The following is a 25024-nucleotide window of genomic DNA, read 5'->3' as shown; positions in this document are numbered from 1 at the left end:
GGATCTCACTTGGGCTTCGTCCGCGCCCTAGAAGAGAGATCCCAGCTTTCGCTGGGATGACGGAGGAGTGCGGGAATCCACTCAAACCCGCCATTCACTTCGCCAGCGCGGCGAGGCGGTCGAGGCCGATGGCGTTCACGGCGGCTTTCAGTTCGTCGATATTGGCGACGGTGCCGTTGGCCTCCACCATGAAACGGTTGGCGAGGGTGGTGCCGAATTTGCCATGGCGGCTCTCATTGTCCCATTCCTCCGTCACGATGCGGCCATCGACGGTTTGGGTCTTCTCATAGCCGGTGGCGGTCTGCTTGCTGGACTGGACGTTAAGCGCCGCGCCCAGGCCCGCAAAGGCTCCGGCGGCGGCCATGTCGGTCAGTTCGAGGCGGATGTCGTCCTCCCCGGCGGTATAGCGCGCGCTGGCGCGGGCACCCGCCGACATGCCGCTGCTTTCGATCTCGGTGCGGGTGAAGCGGCCGATCTTTTCGGGGAGCATCGCTTGCAAGGCGGCGGGGGCGACGGCGGCGGACGTGCCGTTCTTCGCGGCGTCCTCCATCTTCCGGGCGGCGGTTTCCATCTGCTTGCTGGCGGCGTCGAGCTTGCCGAGGTCGACCTTGCCCACGCCGGGGACGGTCATTTCGCCGCTGACCGTGGACGGACCATAGCCGCCGCTGAACATCGTGCCGAAGGGTCGCGCCAGCGCGCCCGCGACGATGAAGAGGATCGCGGCGGCGACGATGGTGACGATGGTGTAGACCAGCGCCTTGTCCTCCGGCGCTTTCATCAGGCGCGGCAGGCCGAGATAGAGGAGATAGAGGCTGTAGAGCCCAAGGATGCCGAGGATCGAGAGCGAAGGCACCAGCGAGAAAATGCCCGCGAGCCAGCCCGCCGTGCCGGAATAGGCGGCGACCTTGAATGCTTTCACCCTGTCCTTCCGCCCGCCGAACTGGGGCGCGAGGAAATCGATGATGAGCGCGAGGACGAAGAGCCCGATCAGCGCGAAGACATAATGGGCGATCGCCATGCTGATCGCGCCCACGAGCGACGGGCGGAACGTGACGCCAAGCGCGCCATAGCCGAAAATCTGGCCGCCGATGAGCGCGGCGAGCGGCGGGATGGCCGCCAGGATCAGCACATAGCCGGTGAAGATGCCGCCGATGGTCGCCGGTTCGGCGTCTATGACCGGCCATTCTTCCCTGGGCTTGAGGATGATCGCCTTTGCCCTGGCGGCGATGCTGGGCGGGGTGGAAACCGGGTTCACGTCCGTCATGTGGCATTCTCCCTGTTCGTTACGGGGATAGGATCAATTTCGGATGCATAACGCAAGCGCTATCTGCCTTAATTATCCCCAGCTTTCGATGATGAGGGCTGGCATCGAATCGGGGAGGGTGCATAATGCCGCGATGCCTCACGCCGGTTTCGTTCCCCTTCGCATATTGTCGTCCTTCACCATGCTGGAAGGAGCGATCGATCCCAAGAAGATCGCCAAGCAAGCCAAGGCGCTGGGCTTTCCGGCGGCGGCGATCACGGACCGGAACGGGCTTTACGGGTCCATGGCTTTTTCCGACGCCTGCAAGAGCGAAGGGGTGCAGCCGATCATCGGCGCGATGCTGGGCGTGCAGCGGCCGGGGCGGCCGCTCAATGCGCCTGCGGTGCATGACTGGCTCACGCTCTACGCCCAGGATGCCAAGGGCTATGACAATCTCTGCGCTTTGGTGTCGATGGCGCATCTCGACCGGCCGGTGGAAGAGGTGCCGCATGTCACGCTGGAGGCGATGGAAGGGCGGACGGATGGCCTGATCGCGCTGACGGCAGGGGGCGAGGGTGCTATTGCCCGCCTGTTCGCGGAAGACCAGCCGGATGCGGCGCTCGCCTATGTCGAACGGCTGGAGGCGCTGTTCCCCGACCGGCTCTATGTCGAAATTTGCCGGCGGCTGGACCCCGTGGAGGGCAAGGCGGAGCCGGATCTGCTCGACATGGCCTATGCGCGCGATCTGCCGTTGGTGGCGACCAACCCGACCTGCTTTGCCGAGCCGCATTTCCATGAGGCGCACGACGTGATGCTGTGCATCGCCGACAGCGCCTATGTGGAGACGCCCGACCGGCGGACCAGTTCGCCCGATGCCTGGATGAAGCCGGCGGCCGAGATGAAGCGGCTGTTCGAGGATTTGCCCGAAGCGCTGGCGAACACGCTGGTCGTGGCGCAGCGCTGCGCGGTGGCCGCGCCCAAGCGCAAGCCGATCCTCCCCAGCCTCGCGGGCGATATCGAGGGTGAGGCGCGGATGCTGCGCGAACAGGCGAGTGCGGGGCTGGAGGCGCGGCTTGAGAAACTGGGCATCGTCGACGAGGAAGCGCGCAAGCCCTATTTCGATCGGCTGACGTTCGAGACGGACATCATCGTCCAGATGGGCTTTCCCGGTTACTTCCTGATCGTTGCCGATTTCATCAAATGGGCGAAGTCGCATGACATTCCGGTGGGACCGGGGCGCGGATCGGGCGCGGGGTCGGTGGTGGCCTGGGCGCTGACGATCACGGACCTCGACCCGTTGCAGCTTGGCCTGCTGTTCGAACGCTTCCTGAACCCGGAACGCGTGTCGATGCCGGACTTCGACATCGACTTCTGCGAAACGCGGCGCGGCGAGGTGATCCGTTACGTCCAGAATAAATATGGCGCGGACCATGTGGCGCAGATCATCACCTTCGGAAAGTTGAAGGCGCGCGCGGTGCTCAAGGATACGGGGCGCGTGCTCCAGATGAGCTATGGGCAGGTGGACCGGCTGGCGAAGCTGGTGCCCAACCATCCGACCGATCCCTGGACGCTGGAACGATCCCTGAACGGCGTGGCGGAGTTCCGGGCGGAATATGACAATGACAATCAGGTCAAGCGCCTGATCGACTATGCGATGAAGCTGGAGGGCTTTCCGCGCCATAGCTCGACCCATGCGGCGGGCGTGGTGATCGGGGACAGGCCGCTCAGCCAGCTTGTTCCGCTCTATCGCGATCCGCGATCCGACATGCCGGTGACGCAATTCGACATGAAATATGTCGAAGGGGCGGGGCTGGTGAAGTTCGACTTTCTCGGCCTCAAGACGCTGTCGGTGTTGCAGAAAGCCGTGCAGTTGCTGGCCGCGCGGGGCGTGGAAGTCGATCTCGACGGCCTGAGCTGGGACGATCCGGCGGTCTACGACCTGCTCCAGCGCGGCGACACGGTAGGCGTGTTCCAGTTGGAATCGGAGGGGATGCGGAAAACCCTTGCCGCCGTCCGTCCGACCAATTTCGGCGACATCATCGCGCTGGTGTCGCTCTATCGCCCCGGCCCGATGGACAATATCCCGATGTTCGGCCGTCGCAAGAACGGGCAGGAAGAGATTGAATATCCTCATATTCTCCTGAAACCGATTCTCGAAGAAACCTACGGCATCTTCGTCTATCAGGAACAGGTGATGCAGGCCGCGCAGATATTGGCGGGCTACTCGCTGGGCGACGCGGACCTGCTGCGCCGCGCCATGGGCAAGAAAATCAAGGCGGAGATGGACGCGCAGCGCGCCCGCTTCGTGGAGGGCTGCGCCAGGAGCGACATCAAGCCCGCCAAGGCCAATGAGCTGTTCGACTTGATCGACAAGTTCGCGGGTTACGGTTTCAACAAGAGCCATGCGGCGGCTTATGCCTTGCTCGCCTATCAGACGGCGTGGCTCAAGGCGCATTATCCGGCGGAGTTCTATGCCGGGTCGATGGCGTTCGATATCCACCTGACCGACAAGCTCACTGTGTTCGTGGACGATATGCGGCGCATGGGGCTGACCTGCCTGGCGCCTGACATCAACCGGAGCGAGGCGGATTTCTCGGTCGAGGCGGTGGAGGTTGAGGGCGACGATCCGCGTCTGGGCTTTGCGGTGCGCTATGCGCTGGGCGGCCTCAAGGGCGTGGGCGAGAAGGCGATGGAACAGCTAGTCGAGGAACGGGAGGCGCGAGGGCCTTTCCAGTCGCTCGACGATTTCGCCGACCGGATCGAGCCGCGGATGCTCAACCGGCGGCAATTGGAAAGCCTTGCGGCGGCGGGGGCGTTCGACGACATCCATGCCGATCGCGCGGGAGTTCATGCGGCGGCGGAGACGATCCTGACCGTGGCGGCGAGCAATGCCGAGGCGCGGGCGAGCGGGCAGGGCGGATTGTTCGGCGGGGAGGAGACGCCCCATGCCGACGTCCGCATCCCGCCGCATCAGACATGGTCCACGGCGGACCGCATGGCGCAGGAGAAGGAGGCGTTCGGCTTCTATTTTTCGGCGCATCCGGTGGATCGTTACCGGCATCTGGCCGATGCGCGCGGGGCGAAAAGCTACGGCGCGATCTGTTCGGAGCCGGTGGCCGAAGGCGGGCGCATCAATGGCGTGATGGCGGCGATGGTCGAGGATGTGCGCTGGCGCGAGACGAAGCGCGGGGCGCGCTATGCGGCCGCGACCTTCTCCGACAATAGCGGGCAGTTTCAGGCGAGCTGCTTCGACGAGGATGCGTGCAAGGCCATCGAGGACATGGCGCGGGAAGGCGATTGCGCACTGTTGATGGTGGAACTGGATCGGCTGCCGGGTGAGGAAACGCCGCGCGTCACGGTCCGGGGCGTCGAACCTTTCCGGCAGCTTGCCAATGCGTCGCGGATGGAATTGACCGTGGATGCCAGCGACCCGATGGGCGTGGCGGCACTGGCGCAACTATTGTCGCGGGCGCGAGGCGGACGGAGCGAGGTGTTCCTGCGCGCGCCGGTGCGGGACGGAAAGGCGGCGCGGATTTTCCTGGGCGACGACTATGCCATCGGCGCGGATCAGGTGGACGCGATTGCGCTGATTCCGGGGCTTGCGATTCATGCCTTCGAGCGGATGGAGCCGAAGGCGGACGGTTACAGGGCGCGCAACCGGCGGCCGGGGTTGCGACTGGTTGGTTAGATATGCGGGTGGCGGGAAATGGCCAGTTACGGACATTCAACTTCCGTCATCCAGCGAAAGCTGGGATCTCATTTAGGCTTGGTTGCGCCCTAAGAAAGAGAGATGCCGGCTTTTGCGGGCATGACGACCGGGAGGGGGGGAATGTCCGCTAACCAACCATATCATAGCCGCTAAAAAGCCCGGCTTTCCTGGAAAAGCCGGGCTTTTTCCATTCGGTCGCCGCGCGATCAGAGAATCTGGCAGGCGTCCTCGAACTTGAGGCGGGGGAGGCGGTCGAAGGGTTCGTCGATGCCATGGCCCAATGTGCAGAGGAAGTTGGACTGGATCTTAGTCCCCGCGAAGAAATCCGCGTCCACCGCCGCATTGTCGAAGCCCGACATCGGCCCGCAATCCAGGCCCAGCGCCCGCGCCGCCAGCATCAGATAGCCGCCTTGCAAGGTCGCGTTGCGGAAAGCGGTTTCCTGCTTCACCTTTTCGTCGCCGAACCAGTGCTGCGCGCCGGGATTGTGCGGAAAGAGTTCGGGGATCTTCTTCGCGAAGTCGAGATCCTGCGCGATGATGACGATGGCGGGCGCGTCCACGCTCTTGGCGGCGTTGGCCGCCGACATATGTTTGGCGGCGCGGGCCTTGGCTTCCGCGCTGGTGCAGAAGACGAAGCGGGCAGGCGACACATTGGCCGAGGTCGGACCCATTTTCAGCAGATCGTAAATCCGGCGCCAGATGCTGTCGGGCAGCACTTCCTTGCGCCACTGGTTGCGCGAGCGGGCGGAAAGGAAAAGCTGGGAAAGCGTGGCATCATCAAGCTGATCGGGCATGGCTGGTTTCTCCTGCCTTGGGAAGGACGGCGCCCCTCTTAGCCGTGGGAGCCGGCGCAAGGATAGGGGCCGTGGCGATAAAGGCGATGGACCGCATGAAAAACGATCGATGCCCCACCCCCCCTTCGGAGGCGCGATCAGCCGCAACGTTTGCGGCTCAGCCGCGTAGAGAAAAGAATTATTGCGATGGAAAAGATTAGCGCGGATGGTGCGGTGACGGGAGGGCGCTCAACCATCATCGTTCGTCGCCGGGCGCAGGATGGCGGCATGCGATCAGTTGTGGGTCATACAGGGGGCAGAGATTGAAGCATGAGGGATGAAGTCTTCGAGTTCAAGAGGGAGCGGATATTGCAGGAAGCCGTTCCCCTTTTTGCCGAACGCGGTTTCCAGAGCGTCAGCATCGATATGATCGCCAAGCAGTTGCACGTCACGAAACCCTTCATCTATACTTATTTCGAAAATAAACATGCCTTGCTCGAAGCGATCTTCGAACGCATCAGCCAGTTGTTCCTGACCGGCGTGGAAGGCGTATTCGCGGTCGATCGTCCGCCGGCCGCGCAACTCGCCGCGCTGGTGGAATTCTATGTCCTGCAAAATCTCAAAAGCGCGAACATGACCGCCATCTTCCTGAACGAGGAAAAGCACCTGTCCGAGGAAACCCGGCGGAAGGTCCGCGAACAGTTCCATATGTTCGATGTGAAACTGGCCGACCTGTTGCGCGAAGGGGCCAGGCAGGGGGTGTTCGACGTCGAGGATCCTGCGCTGGCGTCCATGGCGATCAGCGACATGGTGCACTGGGTCCATCGCTGGTATCGCCCCGAAGGACGGCCGACGCCCGAGGACATCGCGTCCGGGATCGCCCGGCTGGCGCTGAACGCCGTCCGATATGACCCCGCGCGCGCAGGCATGTGAGGACGGCGCTTCAGTCCTTGAGGCGCGCCGCCGAGGCGAAGGTGCCATCGACCCAGACCAGCGGATCGATTTCCGGATGGTTCACGATGCCGGTGACTTCGCCGGTGTAGAGGATGTGCGTCGACACTTCGAACGCGCCGGACTTGCGGCACATCATGCTGGCGACCGCATCGCCCAGGACCGGCGGACCGTCGGGGTTGAGCCGCCAGTCCCCGGTTTCGAAACGCTCGCGTCCCTTCTTCTGGCCGCTGAAGACGCTGACCAGCCCCTGATGCCGGGCGGCGAGCAGGTTGACGCAGAATTCCTCTTCATCGGTGAGGATCGGCGCGATGCTGGCGTTACGGTTCACCGCGACGATGAGCGTCGGCGGATCGGCGGTGACGGACATCACGGCCGTCGCGGCCATGCCGGTGCACTCGTCGCCCTTGCCGGCGGTGACGATGGCGATGGTGGTGGCAAGGCGGCGCATCGCCTGTTTGAAGTCATCTGTAAGATTGGTCATGGGTGCCTTTCCTCAATCAAGCGACAGCGGCAATCCCCATGGACTAAATGCCGGGTTCCTCAAATAGCTTCTTTGCGATCCGGATTGCGCTTTCCGCGTCTTCGCGTCTCCGCGCGGAAATGTCGATCGCTCTTAGAAAAGCCGCATTTGCGGTCCTTCCGGCGGCCGGAAAAGGTCGGTTCTGACCGTCAGCCGTTCCCCTGTGAAGCCTGCACGCTTCCTTGCCTTTACGAAACGGGCGCGGATCAGGTCGGCCCATACGCCCTGACCGCGCATGCGCGTCCCGAAATCGGGATCATTGTCGCGTCCGCCGCGCATGTCGCGGATGATGGACATTACCTTCGCGGCGCGGTCCGGATAATGTTCGTCCAGCCACGCCCTGAACAACGGCGCCACTTCGTGCGGAAGGCGGATCGGAATATAGCTGGCCTCGCGTGCCCCGGCTTCGGCCACCCGCCCTATGATCAGCTCGATCTCATGATCGGTGATGCCCGGAACGACAGGCGAAACGCTTGCAAGGACCGGGATGCCCGCCTCCGCAAGCTGGCGGATCGCTTCTATCCGGCGCAGGGGATGGGGCGCTCTGGGTTCAAGCGTCCGCGCTACCATCGGGTCGAGCGATGTTATCGAAAGGGCCACGGACACCAGCCGGTCGCGCGCCATGTCCGACAGCAGGTCGATGTCCCTCAGGATGCGGTTCGATTTGGTGGTGATGAACAGAGGATGGCGACATTGGGCCAGCACCTCAAGGCATTGGCGCGTGATTCGCCAATCCCCTTCAATCGGCTGATAGGGATCGGTGTTGGTGCCCATGGCGATGGGAGCGACCGTATAACCGCTCCGCGACAGTTCCTCGCGCAGCAGGCTGGCGGCATCGGGCTTGGCGAAGAGACGGGTTTCGAAGTCCAGTCCTGGCGAGAGGTCGTGATAGGCGTGGGTGGGCCTCGCGAAGCAATAGATGCAGCCATGCTCGCAGCCGCGATAGGCGTTGATGGACTGGCTGAATGCGATGTCCGGCGAACTGTTTCGGCTTATGATGCGCCGCGCGCGCTCTACGGTCACTGTCGTACCGCGGCGCGGAACGGGGCCATCGATATCGCCCAGCGCATCGAGCCAGTCTCCATCAGCCTCCCGCCGAGGCAGGTTGAAGCGTCCGCTCGCTTCGTTCCGCGTTGCGCCTCTACCCTTTTCGCTGACCATGGCGAATTAGAACATATCATGAACGAATTGACAATCCCCTATCATCGAAGGCACAGGGCGGCGAACCAGTGAAGGACATCAGATGCGCTTTATCGTGACCAGCCTGGCCCTTGCGGCCGCCGCCTTTTCCCTGCCCGCCTTCGCCCTGGACGAAGAACCATGCGGCAAGGGCATGGTGTGCGCGAGCAATCCGCGATCGGTGGCCGACGCCGTGCAGGCGGCGGGCTACAAGGCGGTCCTGTTGAAGAGCGAGACGACCGGCAACCCCATGATCGAAAGCGCGGCCAACGGTTACAATTATTCGATCTTCTTCTATGAATGCGAAGACGGCAAGAAATGCGGGTCGATTCAGTTCCAGATCAGTTTCGAGGATGACGGCGCCAACACGCTCGAACTTGCGAACAAGTGGAACAGCAACAAGCGCTTCACCCAGATGGCGGTATCCGACGACAAGTCGCTGGTGGTGAGCTATGATGTGGCGACCATCGGCGGCCTCAATGCGAAGAATTTCGCCGATGTGGTCGACTGGTGGGCGCTGATGCTGGGCGAACTGAGCAAGTTCTTCAAGGAGAACCCCGCGCCCGTGGCCGCGGTCAAGGAATCCTGATTGCGCGCCGCGATCAGCGTTCGTTGAGGCGCGGCATCAATTCGACGAAATTGCAGGGACGGAAACGGCTGTCCAACTGGCTGGCGAGGATGCCGTCCCAGGCATCCCCGACCGCTCCCGTCGATCCGGGCAGCGCGAAGATATAAGTGCCGCGCGCCACGCAGGCGGTCGCGCGCGACTGAATGGTCGACGTGCCGATGGTCTGATAGCTGAGCCAGCGGAAAAGCTCGCCGAAGCCGGGGATTTCCTTGTCCTGCACTTGCGCCAGCGCTTCGGGCGTCACGTCGCGCCCGGTGACGCCGGTGCCGCCGGTGGTGATGATGCAGTCGACCTGCGGATCGTCGATCCAGGCGTGCAGCCGCGCCACGATGGCGGAGCGCTCGTCCCGTTCGATATGCCGGTCGGCGAGGATATGGCCCGCCCCCTCGATCCGCCCGGCCAATGTGTCACCGGAGCGGTCCTCGGCCAGGGTCCGGCTGTCGGAAACGGTGAGGACGGCGATGCGGACCGGCTGGAAGGTCCGGCTTTCGTCGATCGGCATCTCAGTCGCTGCCGCCCGCGACGCTGCTCTGCCCGCCGGCGCGCGACAGGCGGACGAGGCGGCTGCCCTTCGCGCCGGGGAAGGTCGGCCACAGGCCCTGCGCCATGCCGGTCAGGCAGTCCGCTTTCCCCTTCGCCTGGATCTGATACATCCAGTAGTTCCGCATGACGATGTTCACATAGGCGCGGGTTTCATAATAGGGCAGCGATTCCATGAACAGCAGCGGGTCGCCATTGTCCTTCACCTGGACATTCCACCGCTGAACGGGCAACGGCCCCGCATTATAGGCGGCCATGACCTTGGGCAGCAGCCCGCCCGTCGCGCCCATGTCGCGCAAGGTTTCCAGATAGCGCTGGCCATATTCCATGTTGGTGGACGGCACGAACAGCTGCGCCGCCGATGTGAGGCCCATGTCGCTGCCGGTGCCGGGGAGCACCTGCATCAGGCCGCGCGCGCCCGCCGAACTGACGGCGTCCGCGCGAAAGCCGGATTCCTGGAGCGTATGGGCGAAGACCAGCGCGGGATCGACGCGCCATCCGCCGTCGGGCTTCCAGTCCGGGACGGGGAAGCGGGCGAAGCTTTCCGGCTGCTTTCCGGCGGGGCCGTTATGGGCGAGCCAGAGCTGCGTCGCGGGAAGGTTGAGGGAGCCTGCAAGCCGCAGCAGCGCATCATATTGCGCGGCGCCGCCCAGCTTCGCCTGATAGCGCAGCGCTTCGTCGGCCTTGCCGGACTGGCCGATGGCGGCGAAGACGATGGCGGCGCGGGCGTTGGGGCTGACGCTGAGCTGCTGCCATTCCGCATCGCCGAAATGCGCGCCGGCCGCCGCGCCGCCCAGCGGCAGCCCCAATGTCTCGCGGGACAGGAGGCCGTAGAAGGTTTCGTCGGAGCGGGCCGCCACCTTGAGCAGGTTTTCGACCTTTTCGGGCTGGCCGCAGACCATATAGGCGCGCGCGGCCCAATAGGCTCCAGCGGCGCGCATGTCCGCATTGCCCGCCAGCGCGGCGACATTGGCGAAGGAAGGCGCGGCGGCGGTGCAGTCATTCTGACGCCAGGCGGCAAGGCCCGCGGTCCAGTGCGCCTGGACCGTCCAGTCGCCGCCCGAGCGCGCTTCCAGCGCCTTTGCGGCCATGCGGCGCGCATTGCTGTCGTCATTTTCGATATAATAGGCCCAGGCGACGCGCTGGCGCACTTCGGTCAGACCTTCCGGCGTCAGGCCCGCCTCGCCGGTCGCCAGCAAGCCTTCCGCCCCGATGGGATCGTCATTTTTGACATAGCCCTGGATGCGGCTCGCCAGAGCCTGCGCCAGCACGTCCGTCTTCGTCGCGCGCACATATTCGCGGCGGGGCGCGGAACCCAGCCAGACGAGCTTCTGGATCTGCGGCAGGTCGGGAAGGATGGTGGCGCCGCGTCTTTGCGCCAGGCGGGAAAGCTGGTCGGCGCGGGGCAGCCAGGGCGCCTTGTTGAGCAGGTCGAGCAGCTCGAACAGCTCGACGCGCGGCGAGTCCTTCGCCAGGAACAGTTCGGACAGGGCGACCGGGCGCATGGCGTCCCGATCGTCCAGGGCGAGGGCCATGGCCCTGGCCTCTGCCCATTTCTGATCGCGAATGGCCGTGAAGATGGCGCTGTAGCGCGCCTTGTCGCCATCGGTGAGGGTGAAGGGACTGGCCGCCCGCGCCGGAATGGCCGTTGGCATCGCGGCGGTGTCCGCCTGCGCCGGAGAAAGGAATGCCCCGATCAGCAAGGCAATGGGAGACAGGGCTACGGCGCGAATCACGAACGGCTTTCCTCGATCAGGCTTTGCAGGGCACGCCAGCATTCCGCCTTCGCCGCGGGCTGGCTGAGCAGGAGGCGCGGATGGAATGTGGCGACGACGGGCACATTGCCGCCATCATGGTTAAAGAATCGTAAACCATTGCCCTCATCCCCACCGCCGGGCGGCAATAGCGCACGGCCCGTCCGATCGCCGAGCAGCAGCAGCCTTTGGGGCGCGGCAAGGGCCACATGGGTCCGCATCCTCCAGGTCGCGTGGTCGATATCGGCAGCTTCCACCATGCCGCCGGGCGGGCGGGCGGAGAAAAGCGAGGCGACATACACGCCCGCGCGGTCGAAACCCGCCGCGCGCAGCATGGCGTCGAACAGCGATCCGGCGCGATCGGCGAACAGGGCATTGGCGACCACGTCGGCGGGATCGGGCATGTCGGTGACGATCATCAGCGGCGCGTGCGCGGGTCCCGAAGGCAGGATCGGCGCGGAGGCCCAGCGGCGTTCGGGCTGTCCGGCATCCTGCGCCAGCCATTGATGGAATTCCTGCAGCGTCGCGGGCAGGGCCGCGACCGGAGCGGCGGGCATCGTGGCAGGCTTTGGCGGCGCCGGGCGCAGCCAGTTGACCGGCGCCTCGCTCACCGCGCCATCCACGCCCGCCTGCGCCCACCACGCCAGATAGGCGTCAGCCGCCGCCGACAAGTTAATCTGCAATGCACCCCGCATAGTTCTTCTAGGGCCAGAGGTTGACGGCGTGGTCAAGAATCTTCATCGCGCTTAATGTCAGAATGTTGGAGTAATGCGGCGACCGGATGGGAGAGGGAAGCCAACCGGTATGCCATATGGAGGGACTATGAGCGAACGGGAATCGATGCCCTATGACGTCGTCATCGTCGGCGGTGGACCCGCTGGCCTGTCGGCGGCGATCCGGCTGAAGCAGCTTGCGAACGATGCGGGGCAGGAACTGTCGGTATGCGTGCTGGAGAAAGGGTCCGAAATCGGCGCCCACATCCTGTCCGGCGCCGTGATCGACCCTAAGGCGCTGGACGAGCTTCTGCCCGAATGGCGCGATCAGGGCTGTTCGCTGGCGCAGGTGCCGGTGACGGACAACCAGCACTGGTTCCTGACCAAGGGCGGCAAGATGGCGATGCCGCACATCCTGACGCCGGGCTGGATGCACAACAAGGGCACCTATACCGGGTCGCTGGGCAACCTCTGCCGCTGGCTGGCGGAGCAGGCCGAAGGGCTGGGCGTGGAGATATTCCCCGGCTTCGCGGCGGCGGAAATCCTCTATAATGAGGATGGCAGCGTGAAGGGCGTCGCAACCGGCGACATGGGCATCGACCGCGAAGGCAACCGCAAGGCGGATTATCAGCCGGGGCTGGAGCTGCACGCGAAATACACCTTCTTCGCCGAAGGCGCGCGCGGCCACCTGACCAAGATATTGAAGCGCCAGTTCGATCTGGACGCTGGCAGCGAGCCGCAGGTCTATGGCCTTGGCATGAAGGAATTGTGGGACATCGATCCCGCCAAGCACAAGCCGGGACTGGTCATCCACACGCAGGGCTGGCCGTTGACGGACGCCTATGGCGGGGGTTTCCTCTATCATCAGGCCAATGGCCAGGTGGCATTGGGCTTCGTGGTCGGCCTTGGCTACCGCAACCCCTATCTCTACCCGTTCGAGGAATTCCAGCGTTGGAAGCAGCATCCGGCGATTCGTAAATATCTGGAAGGCGGCCGCCGCGTTTCTTATGGCGCGCGCGCGATCAACGAGGGCGGCTGGCAGTCGATCCCCAAGCTGGTCTTCCCCGGCGGCGCGCTGATCGGCTGCACGGCGGGCTTCGTGAACGTGCCGCGCATCAAGGGCACCCATACCGCGATGAAGTCGGGCATGTTGGCCGCCGAAGCCGCGTTCGAGGCGATCCAGAACGAACGCGCCCGCGACGTGCTGCACGACTATGAGGATCGTCTGCGGTCGAGCTGGGTCGCGACCGAGCTGCAACTGGTCAAGAATGCCGAGCCGCTGCTGTCGAAATTCGGCAACACCATCGGCACGCTGCTTGCCGGGATCGACATGTGGATGCGGACGCTCAAGATCGGTCTGCCTTTCACGATGAAGCACAAGCGGGATTGCGATAAAATCTGGCCCAAGGATTCCTGCCGGAAGATCGACTATCCCAAGCCCGACGGCGTCATCAGCTTCGACCGCCTGTCTTCGGTGTTCCTGTCGAACACCAATCATGAGGAGGATCAGCCGGTTCACCTCCAGTTGAAAGACCCGTCGATCCCGATCAGCTACAACCTGCCCATGTATGACGAACCGGCGCAGCGTTATTGCCCGGCGGGCGTGTATGAAGTGGTCGGTCAGGAAGAAGGCAATCCGCGTTTCCAGATCAACGCGCAGAACTGCGTCCATTGCAAGACCTGCGACATCAAGGACCCGACCCAGAACATCAACTGGGTCGTGCCGGAAGGCGGCGGAGGGCCGAACTATCCCAATATGTAGGCCCATCGTCGCTTTGGGACTGCTGGCGCTGCCGGTCGCCGTCGAGGCGTCGGTGGCGCCGGATAGCGCGCTTCATGCCTATGCGCGCGCGCGGCTTGCCGATGGGGATGGCGCGTCTCCCCTGGCGGTCGCCAATTACCGGCTCGCGCTGGAGGACGATCCGGCGAGTCCCGCCATCGCGCGGCGATCCTACCTTCAGGCGCTGGAAAGCGGCGACTTTCCCCTGGCTCTCCGTTCCGCCCGATTGCTGGATGGGGAAGGCCTTCTGCCGCGCGACGGAACCTTGTTGCAGATCGCCGACGCGCTCAACCGGAAGGATTGGGCGGCGGCGCGGACGTGGACCGACCGAATGGCGGACGAAGGCAATTTCGCTTTCCTCGCTCCGCTTGTAAGGAGCTGGATCGCGCTGGGCGAAGGCAATCCTGTTCCGCCCATCATCGTCGCACAGGATCGTTTCGCGGCGCTTGTGCGGCGTTATCTGGATGAACAGGTCGCATTGCAGGCGCTGGCCGGTGGCGATGTGCAGGCCGCGCTTCCCGCCATTCGTGCCGCCCTCGCCACGCGTATCCGCGATCAGGATGCCTTGCGCCTGACTTTCGCCGCGCAACTCGCCAATCGGCGAGCGGTCGAGCAGGCGCTTGCCCTTTTGCCCGATGATGAAGCCAATTTCGCCCTGGCGCGGGCGGATATCCTGCGCGGCAGGAGCAGGAAACTGCGCCGGGAAGGGGCGCCGCTGACGCCCGCGCAGGGCTTTGGACGATTGCTGGCGCGGCTGGCCATCGACGCGGATGCGATGGAAGGCGGCCGGATCGTCGCGGTCCGGCTGGCCCGTATCGCGGCCTTCGCCGATCCGGGGGCGGAAAGCCGGATCGTGGCGGCGCGGATGCTGACCGAAAACGGGAAGCCGCTCCTGGCCCTTGCCGAGGCGCGCAAGGTGCAGCCGGACGCATATCACGGCGCATTGGCGCAGGCGGAACAGGTCGACGCGCTGGATGGGGCAGGGCAGGCGGAGGCCGCGATCGCTCTGGCGCGATCCCTGGCGGAAAAGCCGAACGCCGAGGCGGAGCGCTTCGTGCGATTGGGTCGATTGCTGGCGGATGCGGGGGATTTCCACGGCGCGGCGGAGGCATTTCGCGCCGCTCAGCATCGGTATCCGGACGATGCCGTTCCCTGGGCGCTGCTGCTGTTCGAAGGCAGCGCTCTGGAGCAGGGCGCGCGTTGGGACGAAGCGCGCGCCGTGCTGGAACGCGCGGCGAAGATCGCCCCTGACGAGCCGTTGATATTGAATTATCTGGGCTATGCGCAGATCGAGCGGCGGCAGAATGTGGATGAGGCGCTGGCGCTGCTTAAAAAAGCCAGCACCCTGAAACCCGACGATCCTTCGATCACCGATTCGCTGGGATGGGCGCAGTTCATCGCGGGGGATGTGAAAGCGGCGGTCCCGATCCTCGAAAGGGCGGCGGCGGGCGCGCCGGCCGACGTCACGATCCACGAGCATCTGGGCGATGCCCTGTGGGCGGCGGGGCGTCGATATGAAGCGCGCTATGCCTGGCGTGCCGCGGCGGTGTCCGCCGATGGCGCGGCGGCGGAGCGGCTGGACGCGAAGGCGAGAGAAGGGATGAGGCCCGAATATGCCGCGCCTTGAACCGGATGTGATGCAGGACAGGGACAGGGGCGTGCAAGCCGTTGAAACAGCTTATGCGAAGGTCAATCTGGCCCTGCATGTGCGCGGGCGCCGGCCCGACGGCTATCATGCGCTGGAAAGTCTGTTCGCCTTCGCCCAGGACGGCGACCGCCTGGAGGGCGGCCTCGCCGATGACGGATCGATCACACTCCGGGTCGATGGGCCGTTCGGCGCGCAGGTCGGAGACGGTGAGGATAATCTCGTCCTGAAAGCGGCGACGGCGCTTCGCGGTCATCTGGGAACGCGCGCCGGAGCCGCGTTGCGCCTGACCAAGAACCTGCCCGTCGCATCGGGCATCGGTGGAGGATCGGCGGATGCCGCGGCGGCGCTAAGGCTGCTGGTCCGGCTCTGGGACGTCAGGATCGAACCGGCCCCGCTGGAAAAGCTCGCCCTGGAAATCGGGTCGGACGTTCCGGCCTGCCTCGCCAGCACCACCCGGCTGGTCCGGGGACGCGGCGAATTGCTGGCGGATCACGATCTGCCCGGATTGGCCGGGCGGCCGCTGTTGCTGGTCAATCCGGGCGTGGCGCTTTCGACGGGGCGGGTCTTTGCCGGATGGGACGGAATGGATCGGGGCGCGTTGGCCGCCGATACTGTGAGGCAGCTTCGCGCGGACGGACGCAACGACCTCGAGGCGGCGGCGATTGGGCAGGCGCCGGCAATCGCGGATGTGCTCTCGCGATTGGCCCGATGCGAAGGCCAGGTTCTTGCCCGCATGTCGGGGTCGGGCGCCACCTGCTTCGCGCTGTTCGATGCGCAGGCCGACATGCGGGCGGCCGCGCGAACCTTGCGCGCGGACCATCCTCTATGGTGGATCATGGAAACGCGGATCAGGACGGCATGAGCGAGGCATTTACCCAGATCGACGGCGGCGGCCTCGATATCCTTGTCGTCGCGGACCATGCTTCCGCGCATGTGCCGGACGATATCGATCTCGATATCGATCCCGTCCTGCTCAAGGACCATATCGCCGTCGACATCGGCGTGGCGGAGGTGAGCGGGACGATCGCGCGGCAATTGGGCTGCACGGCAATCCTGGGCGGGGTGTCCCGTCTGGTGATAGACCTCAATCGGGAAGACGACGCGCCCGGATTGCTCCCGGTGATGAGCGACGGCCATGTCATTCCGGGCAATCGCGACGTGGATCTGGCCGAGCGCATGATGCGGTTCCACCATCCCTATCATCACCGGATCGGCCGCTTGCTGGATGGCATGACGTCGCCTTTCATCCTGTCGGTGCACAGCTTCACGCCCCATCTCGTTAGCGATCCCGGCCAGCAGCGGCCCTGGGACATCGGCGTCCTTTATAATGAGGACGACCGCGCGGCCCGGATCGCCATTCCCCTGCTGGAGACGGCGGGTCTCAAGGTCGGCGATCAGCTCCCCTATTCGGGCAAGCTGCTCAACGCGACCATGAACCGCCATGCCGAAGCCAATGGCATCCCCTATCTGGGCGTGGAAATGCGACAGGATCTGGTTGGCGAGGCTGCGGGTCAGCGCCGGTTTGCGGAAATATTGGGACAAATTGCGCTTGAATGCCGTAACAGACTTGCGTGAATTGCTCTTTTTGGAAGAGCCGCCGCAAGAAGGGTCGGTTTTATGCGTCATACGAACGGCGCAAGAACTGGCAACCGCGCCAGAATGATTATCAGGCGGATGCATTGTGGCGCTATGCACAGAATGCCGGTCCGGCCTACAAGGGAGCGGTGACACATCCCGAAGCAAAGGCCGAAACCCATGTTTATGCGGATATCTGATGGTTTGATCGGGGCGGGGCTGATGTGCTTCGCCCTTGCCGCTTGCGGGAAGCAGGGGCCGGACGCCGGAGCGGCCGGAACCGATGGCGGCAGGATCGAATGCGCCATCGGGGCAAAGACGGACTGGACGCGCGATTGCGTGGCCGAACGCAAAGGCGAGGTGCTGACATTGCGCCATGCCGATGGGGGCTTTCGCCGTTTCCATATCGTCAAGGATGGGCGCGGCCTTGTCCCTGCCGATGGCGCGGAACAGGCGACGATCGATATTGCCGGAGATCGTCAGATCGACGTGACGGTGGGCGACGCCCGCTATCGCCTGCCCGCCACCATCGCGGGCGTTTCGCGCTGACGATGGGCGCGCCCGTTCTGACAGCCGCCGCGATGCGGGCGGCCGAGCAGGCGGCCATCGCATCGGGCGTGCCCGAATATGATCTGATGGAGCGCGCGGGCGCCACCGCTGCCGAGATCGTGTGGCGGGCGGGCGGATCGCGCGACACGTTGGTCCTGTGCGGTCCGGGCAATAATGGCGGGGATGGCTTCGTCATCGCGCGGATATTGCGGGCAAAGGGCGTGCCGGTGCGCGTCGCCGCGCTGGGAGAGAGCGGGACCGCCTCCAGCCTTCGCGCCCGGGCGAGGTGGGATGGTCCTGTGGAGGCGCTGCATCAGGCCAAACCGGCGGCGCAATTGGTGGATGCGCTGTTCGGCACCGGCTTGACGCGGGGGCTGGCGGATGCGGTTGCTGCGTCATTGGAACGGCTCGTCGGGAGAGCCAACCATAGGTACGCGGTCGATCTGCCGAGCGGAGTGGAAACGGACAGCGGCAGGCTGCTGTCGCCGGTGCCGCGCTTTGGCGTCTGCATCGCGCTGGGCGCGTTGAAGCCCGCGCATCTGCTTTATCCGGCGGCGGACAGGTTCGAGCGGCTGGTTTCGGTCGACATCGGCATTGCGCCCTCATCCCCGCTGCACAGCCTTGCGCCGCCGCATTTGGATGCACCTGCTTCCGACGCCCATAAATATAGCCGGGGCCTAGTGGCGGTGATCGGCGGAGGCATGGCGGGAGCCGGCCTGCTCGCCAGCCGGGCGGCCGCGCGATCCGGGGCGGGAGCGGTGCGGAGGATCGTGCCGGATGCGGATGGGCGCGGGCCGGACGCGATCATCACCTCTGCCGCCATGAAGGTCGCGGACGTGGCAAAAGCCCTTGAGGACAAGCGGCTGTCGGCGGTTCTGGCAGGGCCGGGCCTGGGCCGGGACGATGGCGCGTGGGAGCGGCTGGAGGCGGTGCTGGAAAGCGAGCATCGGTTGGTGCTGGATGCCGATGCGCTGACCTTGCTGGCCGACAAGGGGCCAGATCAACTCCCCGCCGGAGCGATCCTGACGCCGCATGAAGGCGAATTCGCGCGCCTGTTCGGGGATGTGCCGGGAAGCAAGATCGACAAGGCGCTGGCAGCGGCGCAGCGGTCGCGCTGTGTCCTCGTCTATAAAGGGGCCGATACCGTCATCGCCGCGCCGGACGGAAAGGCGGCCGTTGCAAGCCGCGGGTCGTTTTGGCTTTCCACGGCGGGGACCGGCGATGTGCTGGCGGGGCTGGCAGCAGGCAGGTTTGCGGTGACGGGCGACCCGTTCCGGGCGGCCTGCGAGGCGGTATGGTTGCATGGCGAAGCGGCGCGGCAGGCGGGTGCCGCCTTTATCGCGGATGATTTGATCGAAAGGCTTCCTGCCGCTATTGCCCGCCGCTTGTGACTGACCAAGACAAAGACCTTATCGTCCGCATCGCCGCCAAGGGCGATGGCGTAACCGGCGATGGACGCCATATCCCTCTCGCCGCGCCGGGCGACCGGATCGACGCGGATGGAGGCGTGGCATTCGGTCCGCATCATGCCGATCCGCCCTGCGCGCATTTCCCGGCCTGTGGCGGCTGCGAATTGCAGCATGTGGATGAGGAGAGCTATGCCGGCTTCGTCGCCATGCGGGTCACGGGCGCGCTGGCGGGACAGGGAATTGCGCCGGACATGGTCCTGCCGCCCCATATTTCGCCGCCGCGCACCCGCCGCAGGGCATCGTTGCGCGCGATCCGGCAAGGCAGGCAGGTCGCTATCGGTTTCGCCGAAGCGGGGAGCCATCGCCTGATCGACCTGACGATGTGCGAGGTGCTGGACGCGCGACTATTTGCCCTCCTGGCTCCGCTCCGGCGGCTCCTGGCGGACATCCTGCCGGCGAAGGGCGCGGCGCATGTCCGCATGTCGATCGTGGATCAGGGAATCGACCTTTTGCTGGAAGGGGTCGCCCCCCAAGGTTTGACGGCCGATGAGGCGCTGCGCGATTTCGCCGCCGTGAACCGCCTCGCCCGGCTGGCGATAGATCAAGGGGACGGCCCGGAAACGCGCTGGGAACCCGATCCTGTGACAGTCAGCTTCGGCGGCGTGGCGGTCGGGTTCCCGCCCTTCGCCTTTCTCCAGGCGACTCCCGATGGCGAGGCGGCATTGGCGCAGGCCGTGCGCGCGGCCCTGCCGCCGCAGGGCGCCATCGCCGATCTGTTTTGCGGCCTTGGCACCTTCGCGCTGGGTGTGGGAGAAGGTCGCCCGGTATATGCGGCGGAGGCGGCGCGCGACCTGATCCTGTCGCTCAAGGCGGCGGCGGGAAGGACGCAGCGTAAGCTGGCGGCGGATCATCGCGACCTGTTCCGCCGACCTCTGACGCCGCAGGAACTGGAGCGCTTCGCCGCGATCATCATCGACCCGCCGCGCGCGGGGGCTCGCGAGCAGGTTATGCAGCTTGCCGCCGCAAGGGTGGCGACCGTCGCCTATGTATCCTGCAATCCGGCGAGCTTCGCGCGCGATGCCGCGCATATGGTCGCGGGCGGATACAGGCTGGAAAGCGTGAAGCCGGTGGGGCAGTTCCGCTGGTCGACCCATGTGGAGCTGGTCGGCATTTTCCGCCGCCTATGAAATGTCCCTCGCCGCGGGGGGAGCGCGGCGAGGGACCAGCATCCTCTCCAAAAGGGGAGCTATCCCCTTCTATCCCAGCTTGATGACATTTGCGCGACGGCGCACCGGAACCGGATCGGCATAGAGGCTAGCCATCGGCTCGTCCTCCACTTCGATGACCGCTTCCGACGTGAAGCCGTTGAACCCGGTCCGCATCGCCGCGCCGTAAGCGCCCAGCATCCCGATTTCGATATAGTCGCCCGCTGCCACGTCTTCGGGCAGCAGGAAGGGACCGGCCATATGGTCCATATCGTCGCAGGTCGGGCCGTAGAAGGAGAAGCCGGTCAGTTCCTCCTCGCTTTCCTCGTCGCGCAGCAGCGCCACGGGGAAACGCCAGCCGATATGCGCCGCGTCGAACAATGCGCCATAGGCGCCGTCGTTGATGTAGAGTTCCTTGCCGCGGCGGCGCTCCACACGCACGATGACGGAGCTGTATTCGGCGGACAGGGCGCGGCCCGGCTCGCACCACAGTTCAGCGGAATAGCTGATCGGCAGGCTTTCGAAACCGCGATGGATCGCATCGAAATAGGCTTCCAGCGCGGGCGGTTCCATGCCGGGATAGACCGATGGGAAGCCGCCGCCGACATCGACGATGTCGACGGTGACGGAGGCATCGACGATCGCCGCGCGGACGCGTTCGATGGCGTCGCTATAGGCTTGCGGACTCATTGCCTGGCTGCCCACATGGAAGCAGATGCCCAGCGCGTCGGCCGCCTGGCGCGTGGCCATCAGCAGTTCGCGGGTTTCGCTCAAATCCGCGCCGAATTTGGACGCGAGGCTGAGTTCGGAATGCTCCGACGACACGCGCAGGCGCACGCACAGTTCCAGATCGGTGGCGTCGCCGGTGGCGCGCATGATCTTTTCCAGCTCGTCCATCGTGTCCAGCGAGAAGGTCCGCACGCCATGGGCATGATAGGCTTCCGCGATCGCTTCCTCGGCCTTGACCGGGTGCATGAAGCAAAGCTTCGCCTGATCCTGTCCGGCCAGCGTTTCCGCGACCAGACGCACTTCCGCGATCGACGCCACGTCGAAATGCGTGATTCCGCAAGCGAACAGCGTGCGGATCAGGTCGGGAGAAGGATTCGCCTTGACCGCATAGAGCGAGCGTCCCGGAAACTTCTCAACGAAGAAGCGGGCAGCCCTGGCCGCGGCCTGGGGGCGAATCAGCGTTACCGGTGCTGCCGGCTTGAGGGCGGTCGCTACCCCCAGCGCGCTATGGTGCTTGTGCAACTCAAGGGACCTCCAGTGTAGTTCGTGGCAATCAGCTGCCTTGCGGTGGAAGTCCCATGGGGCAGCGGAAGGGCGATATATGCCGAGGGGGTCCCCCTGTAAAGCGCATGGACGAATTTTGTTGCGCGGCTGGCTATGAAACGTGCTCTACGAAAGACGGCCCTTGAAGTCGGCATAGGAAAACTGGCGGATTTCCTTGAGTTCGTCCGTCATTGAGTTCCACAGCCAGATGGAGGGCAAGGGCACGCCGTTGAAGGTATTTGTCTTCACCATCGAATAATGCGCCTGATCCAGGAACGCGATGCGCCGTCCCGGAGTCGCGCCGCCGGGGACTCGATAGTCGCCGATGATGTCGCCAGCGAGGCAGGATGGGCCGCCGAGTCTGGCCGGCTGGCCTTCCGGCTCCTCGTGCAGCATGGCGGGGCGGTAGGGGGCCTCGATCACGTCGGGCATGTGGCAGGTGGCGGAAATGTCGGTGATCGCGACTTCCATGCCGTTGTCGATCACGTCGAGGATCTCGCCGACGAGGATGCCGGCGTCCAGGGCCATGGCCTCGCCCGGTTCGATATAAAGCTGGAGGCCGGTCTTTTCCCGGACGCCGCGCAGGAAGGCGATCAGCTCCTCCCGCTGATAATCGGCACGGGTGACATGATGCCCGCCGCCGAAGTTCAACCATTCAAGGCGGCCGGCATGGGGAAGGACGCGCGATTCGATTGCGGCCCATGTCCGTTCCAGCGGCAGGAAATCCTGTTCGCACAGCGAATGGAAATGGAGACCGGAAACGCCCTCCAGATGCTCCGCCCTCAACTGGTCGATGGGGAAGCCCAGGCGGCTGTGCGGCTGGCAGGGATCGTATTTGGGCACCTCTCCCTCGGCGTGGAGAGGATTGATCCGCAGGCCGATGTCGAAGGCGTGACCTTCGGCGCGGGCCGCCTCGATGATCGGGCGCAAGCGGGCGATCTGGCCGGGGCTGTTGAAGATCACATGATCCGACAAGCGCAGGATTTCGGGCAGGTCCTGTGCCTTGTAGGCGGCGCAGTAGGTTGCGACTTCGCCGCCATATTCCTCGCGGCCCAGGCGCGCTTCGTAAATGCCGGAGGCGCAGACGCCATCGAGATATTCCGCCACCACGCCGCCCAGCGACCACATGGAGAAGGCCTTGAGCGCGCCCAGGACCTTGATCCCGGCGCGTTCGCCTATGTCGGCCAGGATGGCGAGGTTGCGGCGAATCGCGGCCTCGTCCACCACGAAGGCGGGGGACGGGACGCGGTGAAGGTCGAACTGCGCGAAGGCGGCGGGGTCGCCGGCTCTGGTTTCCATAGTGTCTTCCCGTCCTTCCCGCGAAATCAGAAGTCCAGCGGCGCGGGCAGTTCCTTCACCTGCCAGGGCAGGCCGTGCTTGTTCAGCATGTCCATGAAGGGATCGGGGTCGAACTGTTCGATGTTGAACACGCCTTCGCCCTTCCACGCGCCGGTCAGCATCATCGCCGCGCCGATCATCGCGGGAACGCCGGTGGTGTAGCTGACCGCCTGATTGCCGGTTTCGGCATAGGCGTCTTCATGATCGCAGATATTATAGACATAGACGGTCTTCTGCCGTCCGTCCTTCTCGCCGGTCGCGATGTCGCCGATGTTCGTCTTGCCCTTGGTCGTGGAGCCGAGGCTCGACGGTTCGGGCAGCACGGCCTTGAGGAACTGGAGCGGGATGATCTCCTTGCCTTCGTAGATCACCGGGTCGATCCGGGTCATGCCGACATTCTGGAGCACCTCCAGATGCTTGAGATACGCGTCGCCGAAAGTCATCCAGAAGCGGATGCGCTTGATTTCCGGGTAGAATTTGGCGAGCGATTCCAGTTCCTCATGATACATGAGGTACATGTTCTTTTCGCCCACGGCTTCGAAGTCGAACGCCTGCTTGTGGCTGAGCGCAGGCCCTTCGACCCATTTGCCGCCCTCCCAATGGCGCGAGGGGGCGGTGACTTCGCGGATATTGATTTCCGGGTTGAAGTTGGTCGCGAAGTGCTGGCCATGGTCGCCGCCATTGCAGTCGAGAATGTCGAGCGTGTCGATCCGGTCGAGCAGATGCTTCTTGATATAGGAGGCGAAGACGCTGGTGACGCCGGGGTCGAAGCCCGAACCCAGCAGCGCCATGATCCCGGCTTCCTTGAAGCGGTCCTGATAGGCCCATTGCCAGCCATATTCGAATTTGGGCGTGTCGCGCGGTTCGTAGTTGGCGGTGTCGAGATAGTCCACCCTGGTCGCGAGGCAGGCGTCCATGATGTTGAGATCCTGATAGGGCAGGGCCAGATTGACGACCAGCTTGGGCTGGACTTTCTCGATGAGGGCGATGGTGGCGGCGACATCATCGGCGTCGACCTGCGCCACGTCGATGGTGACGCCGGTGCGGGCCTTCACCGATTCGGCGACCTTCTCGCAAGAAACGAGGCGGCGGCTGGCGAGCGTGACGTGCGAGAATATCTCCGGGTTCATCGCCATCTTGTGAACCGCGACAGAGCCGACGCCGCCCGCGCCGATGACCAGAACCTTGCTCAATTTCGTCTCCATGACCAGACCGCGCGTGGCACGCGAAAGCGCCCATATAGGGGCTGCGCATGACAGCGCAAAGTCAGTCTGTCAGAAGCGGGCGCCGTCGACCCTGTTGATGGTGAGGGCGTCGATATCGACGGACGGCACGCAACGCAGGTTGATGGCGCGCATCGGGCCATCCGGGGAATGGCCGAGCGCGAAGGGCTGGGTGCCGCAGGTGGCGCAGAATTGGTGCGTGATCTGATGCTTGTAGAATTGATAGTCGGTGAGCTTGTCCGCGCCACTGTTGAGCGTGAACTGGGCGTCGGGAACGAAGGTGAGGGTCAGGCCCTTTGCGTGGCAATGGGAGCAGTTGCAGGTCATCGCTTCGGTGGGCGCGTCGGCGGCGACGGTGAAGGCGACCGCGCCGCAGTGGCAGCTTCCGGTGTAGGGCATGAGGACTCTCCTTTGGTATGGAGAATAGGACTTCCGCGTAACGAAGGGAACCGTTCAACCAGTGTGGATGGCTCGTGATATTAACTGCTAATGTTTGGGGGACGGTGGTTCAAACCAACCTCTTGTCGGCTGTAAAGTTTGGAGTTGATCGATTTCAACTTGGCAGGAGTACCTACCCAAATGCCCGAACGAACCCGGCTCCAGCGCCAACCGCCCTTTGCCTCGCACCCAATAGCTCCCCTCGTCCAATCTTCCGGATTTCGTTAATCTTTTGAGATCGGCGCTGCCATTGGGAGTGAGTTCAAGCCAGCATGGTTGATAGGAACCATCCACATTTGTTGGCATGCGGCAGGAATTTCGATCAGCCGGAGCGAAAGAATAGGACCCAGAGGACGAAAGCGGGTCGCATATGGCGATATCGCTTTGCTCCGGGCCGAATGTAGCAATCCCAGCCATCAGGATTGCATTGGTGTATGCAGGTGTCCGTGCACTGTCCCGCATTTCGCGCAATTCTTTGACTTCTTGCTCCAGCGCTTCGTTGCGCTGACAAGGAGCCTTTGAGCACGAGGCCAAGGCTATAACCGAAGCTAAAAGGATGATTCTTGGGACGTGC

22 protein-coding genes are annotated in these 25024 nt (G+C 64.4%); 11 read left to right on the top strand and 11 right to left on the bottom strand.

Annotation, left to right across the window (positions count from 1 at the left end; all coding sequences use genetic code 11):
• Positions 1 to 94: 94 nt before the first annotated feature.
• The gene (locus tag IQ35_RS00890; protein ID WP_021246476.1) at positions 95 to 1264 is read right to left on the bottom strand and encodes a Yip1 family protein; all 1170 of its coding nucleotides are present in this window, start codon (positions 1262 to 1264) and stop codon (positions 95 to 97) included.
• Between the two features lie 133 nt (positions 1265 to 1397).
• Between IQ35_RS00890 and dnaE the strand changes: the two genes are divergently transcribed.
• Positions 1398 to 4931 (top strand): DNA polymerase III subunit alpha, encoded by a 3534-nt coding sequence (gene dnaE / locus IQ35_RS00885; RefSeq protein ID WP_145071632.1) that lies wholly within the window; start codon positions 1398 to 1400, stop codon positions 4929 to 4931.
• A gap of 227 nt (positions 4932 to 5158) precedes the next feature.
• Here the strand turns inward: dnaE and IQ35_RS00880 are convergent, their stop codons facing one another.
• Entirely contained in the window at positions 5159 to 5746 is a 588-nt protein-coding gene (locus IQ35_RS00880; protein WP_021246478.1) for a malonic semialdehyde reductase, read from the bottom strand.
• Between the two features lie 309 nt (positions 5747 to 6055).
• Here IQ35_RS00880 and IQ35_RS00875 point away from each other — a divergent pair, with 309 nt between their 5' ends.
• The gene (locus IQ35_RS00875; protein ID WP_145071630.1) at positions 6056 to 6658 is read left to right on the top strand and encodes a TetR/AcrR family transcriptional regulator; all 603 of its coding nucleotides are present in this window, start codon (positions 6056 to 6058) and stop codon (positions 6656 to 6658) included.
• 10 nt (positions 6659 to 6668) lie between these two features.
• Here the strand turns inward: IQ35_RS00875 and IQ35_RS00870 are convergent, their stop codons facing one another.
• Positions 6669 to 7160 (bottom strand): flavin reductase family protein, encoded by a 492-nt coding sequence (locus IQ35_RS00870; protein WP_021246481.1) that lies wholly within the window; start codon positions 7158 to 7160, stop codon positions 6669 to 6671.
• A 132-nt stretch (positions 7161 to 7292) separates the two neighbouring features.
• Entirely contained in the window at positions 7293 to 8360 is a 1068-nt protein-coding gene (locus IQ35_RS00865) for a PA0069 family radical SAM protein (protein WP_021246482.1), read from the bottom strand.
• Between the two features lie 82 nt (positions 8361 to 8442).
• Between IQ35_RS00865 and IQ35_RS00860 the strand changes: the two genes are divergently transcribed.
• Positions 8443 to 8967, top strand: coding sequence for a YbjN domain-containing protein (locus tag IQ35_RS00860; RefSeq protein WP_145071628.1), 525 nt, complete (start codon positions 8443 to 8445; stop codon positions 8965 to 8967).
• Between the two features lie 13 nt (positions 8968 to 8980).
• On the opposite strand, the gene moaB is transcribed toward IQ35_RS00860, so the two are convergent.
• From moaB to IQ35_RS00845, 3 genes are read right to left on the bottom strand one after another with little or no spacing between them, the layout of a single operon-like run.
• Positions 8981 to 9508, bottom strand: coding sequence for a molybdenum cofactor biosynthesis protein B (gene moaB, locus IQ35_RS00855; protein WP_145071626.1), 528 nt, complete (start codon positions 9506 to 9508; stop codon positions 8981 to 8983).
• 1 nt (position 9509) lies between these two features.
• Positions 9510 to 11282 carry a lytic transglycosylase domain-containing protein gene (locus IQ35_RS00850; protein ID WP_145071624.1) on the bottom strand — a complete coding sequence of 591 codons (1773 nt, stop codon included), beginning with the start codon at positions 11280 to 11282 and terminating at the stop codon, positions 9510 to 9512.
• Positions 11279 to 11971, bottom strand: a complete 693-nt coding sequence (locus tag IQ35_RS00845) for a uracil-DNA glycosylase family protein (RefSeq protein ID WP_021246486.1) — start codon at positions 11969 to 11971, stop codon at positions 11279 to 11281. The genes IQ35_RS00850 and IQ35_RS00845 overlap by 4 nt, the downstream gene beginning before the upstream one ends.
• A 151-nt stretch (positions 11972 to 12122) precedes the next feature.
• Between IQ35_RS00845 and IQ35_RS00840 the strand changes: the two genes are divergently transcribed.
• The 8 genes from IQ35_RS00840 to IQ35_RS00805 are packed head-to-tail and all read left to right on the top strand — an operon-like array spanning position 12123 to position 20161.
• Positions 12123 to 13775: an electron transfer flavoprotein-ubiquinone oxidoreductase gene (locus IQ35_RS00840; protein WP_021246487.1), complete on the top strand. Its 1653-nt coding sequence runs from the start codon at positions 12123 to 12125 to the stop codon at positions 13773 to 13775.
• A gap of 19 nt (positions 13776 to 13794) precedes the next feature.
• Positions 13795 to 15420, top strand: coding sequence for a tetratricopeptide repeat protein (locus IQ35_RS00835; RefSeq protein ID WP_145071859.1), 1626 nt, complete (start codon positions 13795 to 13797; stop codon positions 15418 to 15420).
• The gene (locus IQ35_RS00830; protein ID WP_145071622.1) at positions 15407 to 16303 is read left to right on the top strand and encodes a 4-(cytidine 5'-diphospho)-2-C-methyl-D-erythritol kinase; all 897 of its coding nucleotides are present in this window, start codon (positions 15407 to 15409) and stop codon (positions 16301 to 16303) included. Before IQ35_RS00835 ends, IQ35_RS00830 begins: the two co-directional genes overlap by 14 nt.
• On the top strand, positions 16300 to 17016 hold the full coding sequence (locus IQ35_RS00825) for an N-formylglutamate amidohydrolase (protein ID WP_021246490.1): 717 nt from the start codon (positions 16300 to 16302) through the stop codon (positions 17014 to 17016). The genes IQ35_RS00830 and IQ35_RS00825 overlap by 4 nt, the downstream gene beginning before the upstream one ends.
• Positions 17013 to 17216 (top strand): hypothetical protein, encoded by a 204-nt coding sequence (locus tag IQ35_RS00820; protein WP_021246491.1) that lies wholly within the window; start codon positions 17013 to 17015, stop codon positions 17214 to 17216. Before IQ35_RS00825 ends, IQ35_RS00820 begins: the two co-directional genes overlap by 4 nt.
• Complete coding sequence (locus IQ35_RS00815; protein WP_031291995.1) at positions 17197 to 17565, top strand: hypothetical protein; 369 nt, start codon at positions 17197 to 17199, stop codon at positions 17563 to 17565. Before IQ35_RS00820 ends, IQ35_RS00815 begins: the two co-directional genes overlap by 20 nt.
• A gap of 2 nt (positions 17566 to 17567) precedes the next feature.
• Positions 17568 to 18956 (top strand): NAD(P)H-hydrate dehydratase, encoded by a 1389-nt coding sequence (locus IQ35_RS00810; protein WP_184204850.1) that lies wholly within the window; start codon positions 17568 to 17570, stop codon positions 18954 to 18956.
• Complete coding sequence (locus IQ35_RS00805; RefSeq protein ID WP_021246494.1) at positions 18953 to 20161, top strand: class I SAM-dependent RNA methyltransferase; 1209 nt, start codon at positions 18953 to 18955, stop codon at positions 20159 to 20161. Before IQ35_RS00810 ends, IQ35_RS00805 begins: the two co-directional genes overlap by 4 nt.
• A gap of 69 nt (positions 20162 to 20230) precedes the next feature.
• On the opposite strand, the gene IQ35_RS00800 is transcribed toward IQ35_RS00805, so the two are convergent.
• The 4 genes from IQ35_RS00800 to IQ35_RS00785 form a co-directional block, all read right to left on the bottom strand.
• Positions 20231 to 21430, bottom strand: coding sequence for a type III PLP-dependent enzyme (locus tag IQ35_RS00800; RefSeq protein ID WP_021246495.1), 1200 nt, complete (start codon positions 21428 to 21430; stop codon positions 20231 to 20233).
• Between the two features lie 147 nt (positions 21431 to 21577).
• Complete coding sequence (locus IQ35_RS00795; protein WP_021246496.1) at positions 21578 to 22750, bottom strand: carboxynorspermidine decarboxylase; 1173 nt, start codon at positions 22748 to 22750, stop codon at positions 21578 to 21580.
• Positions 22751 to 22776: 26 nt separating this feature from the next.
• Entirely contained in the window at positions 22777 to 23982 is a 1206-nt protein-coding gene (locus IQ35_RS00790; protein ID WP_145071620.1) for a saccharopine dehydrogenase family protein, read from the bottom strand.
• A gap of 81 nt (positions 23983 to 24063) precedes the next feature.
• Entirely contained in the window at positions 24064 to 24411 is a 348-nt protein-coding gene (locus IQ35_RS00785; protein ID WP_145071618.1) for a GFA family protein, read from the bottom strand.
• Between the last annotated feature and the right edge of the window lie 613 nt (positions 24412 to 25024).

This window comes from Sphingobium wenxiniae (assembly GCF_007830065.1).
Classification (GTDB): domain Bacteria; phylum Pseudomonadota; class Alphaproteobacteria; order Sphingomonadales; family Sphingomonadaceae; genus Sphingobium; species Sphingobium wenxiniae.
The sequence above is the reverse complement of the archived record's forward strand: the minus strand, read 5'-3'. Positions and strand labels throughout refer to the sequence as shown.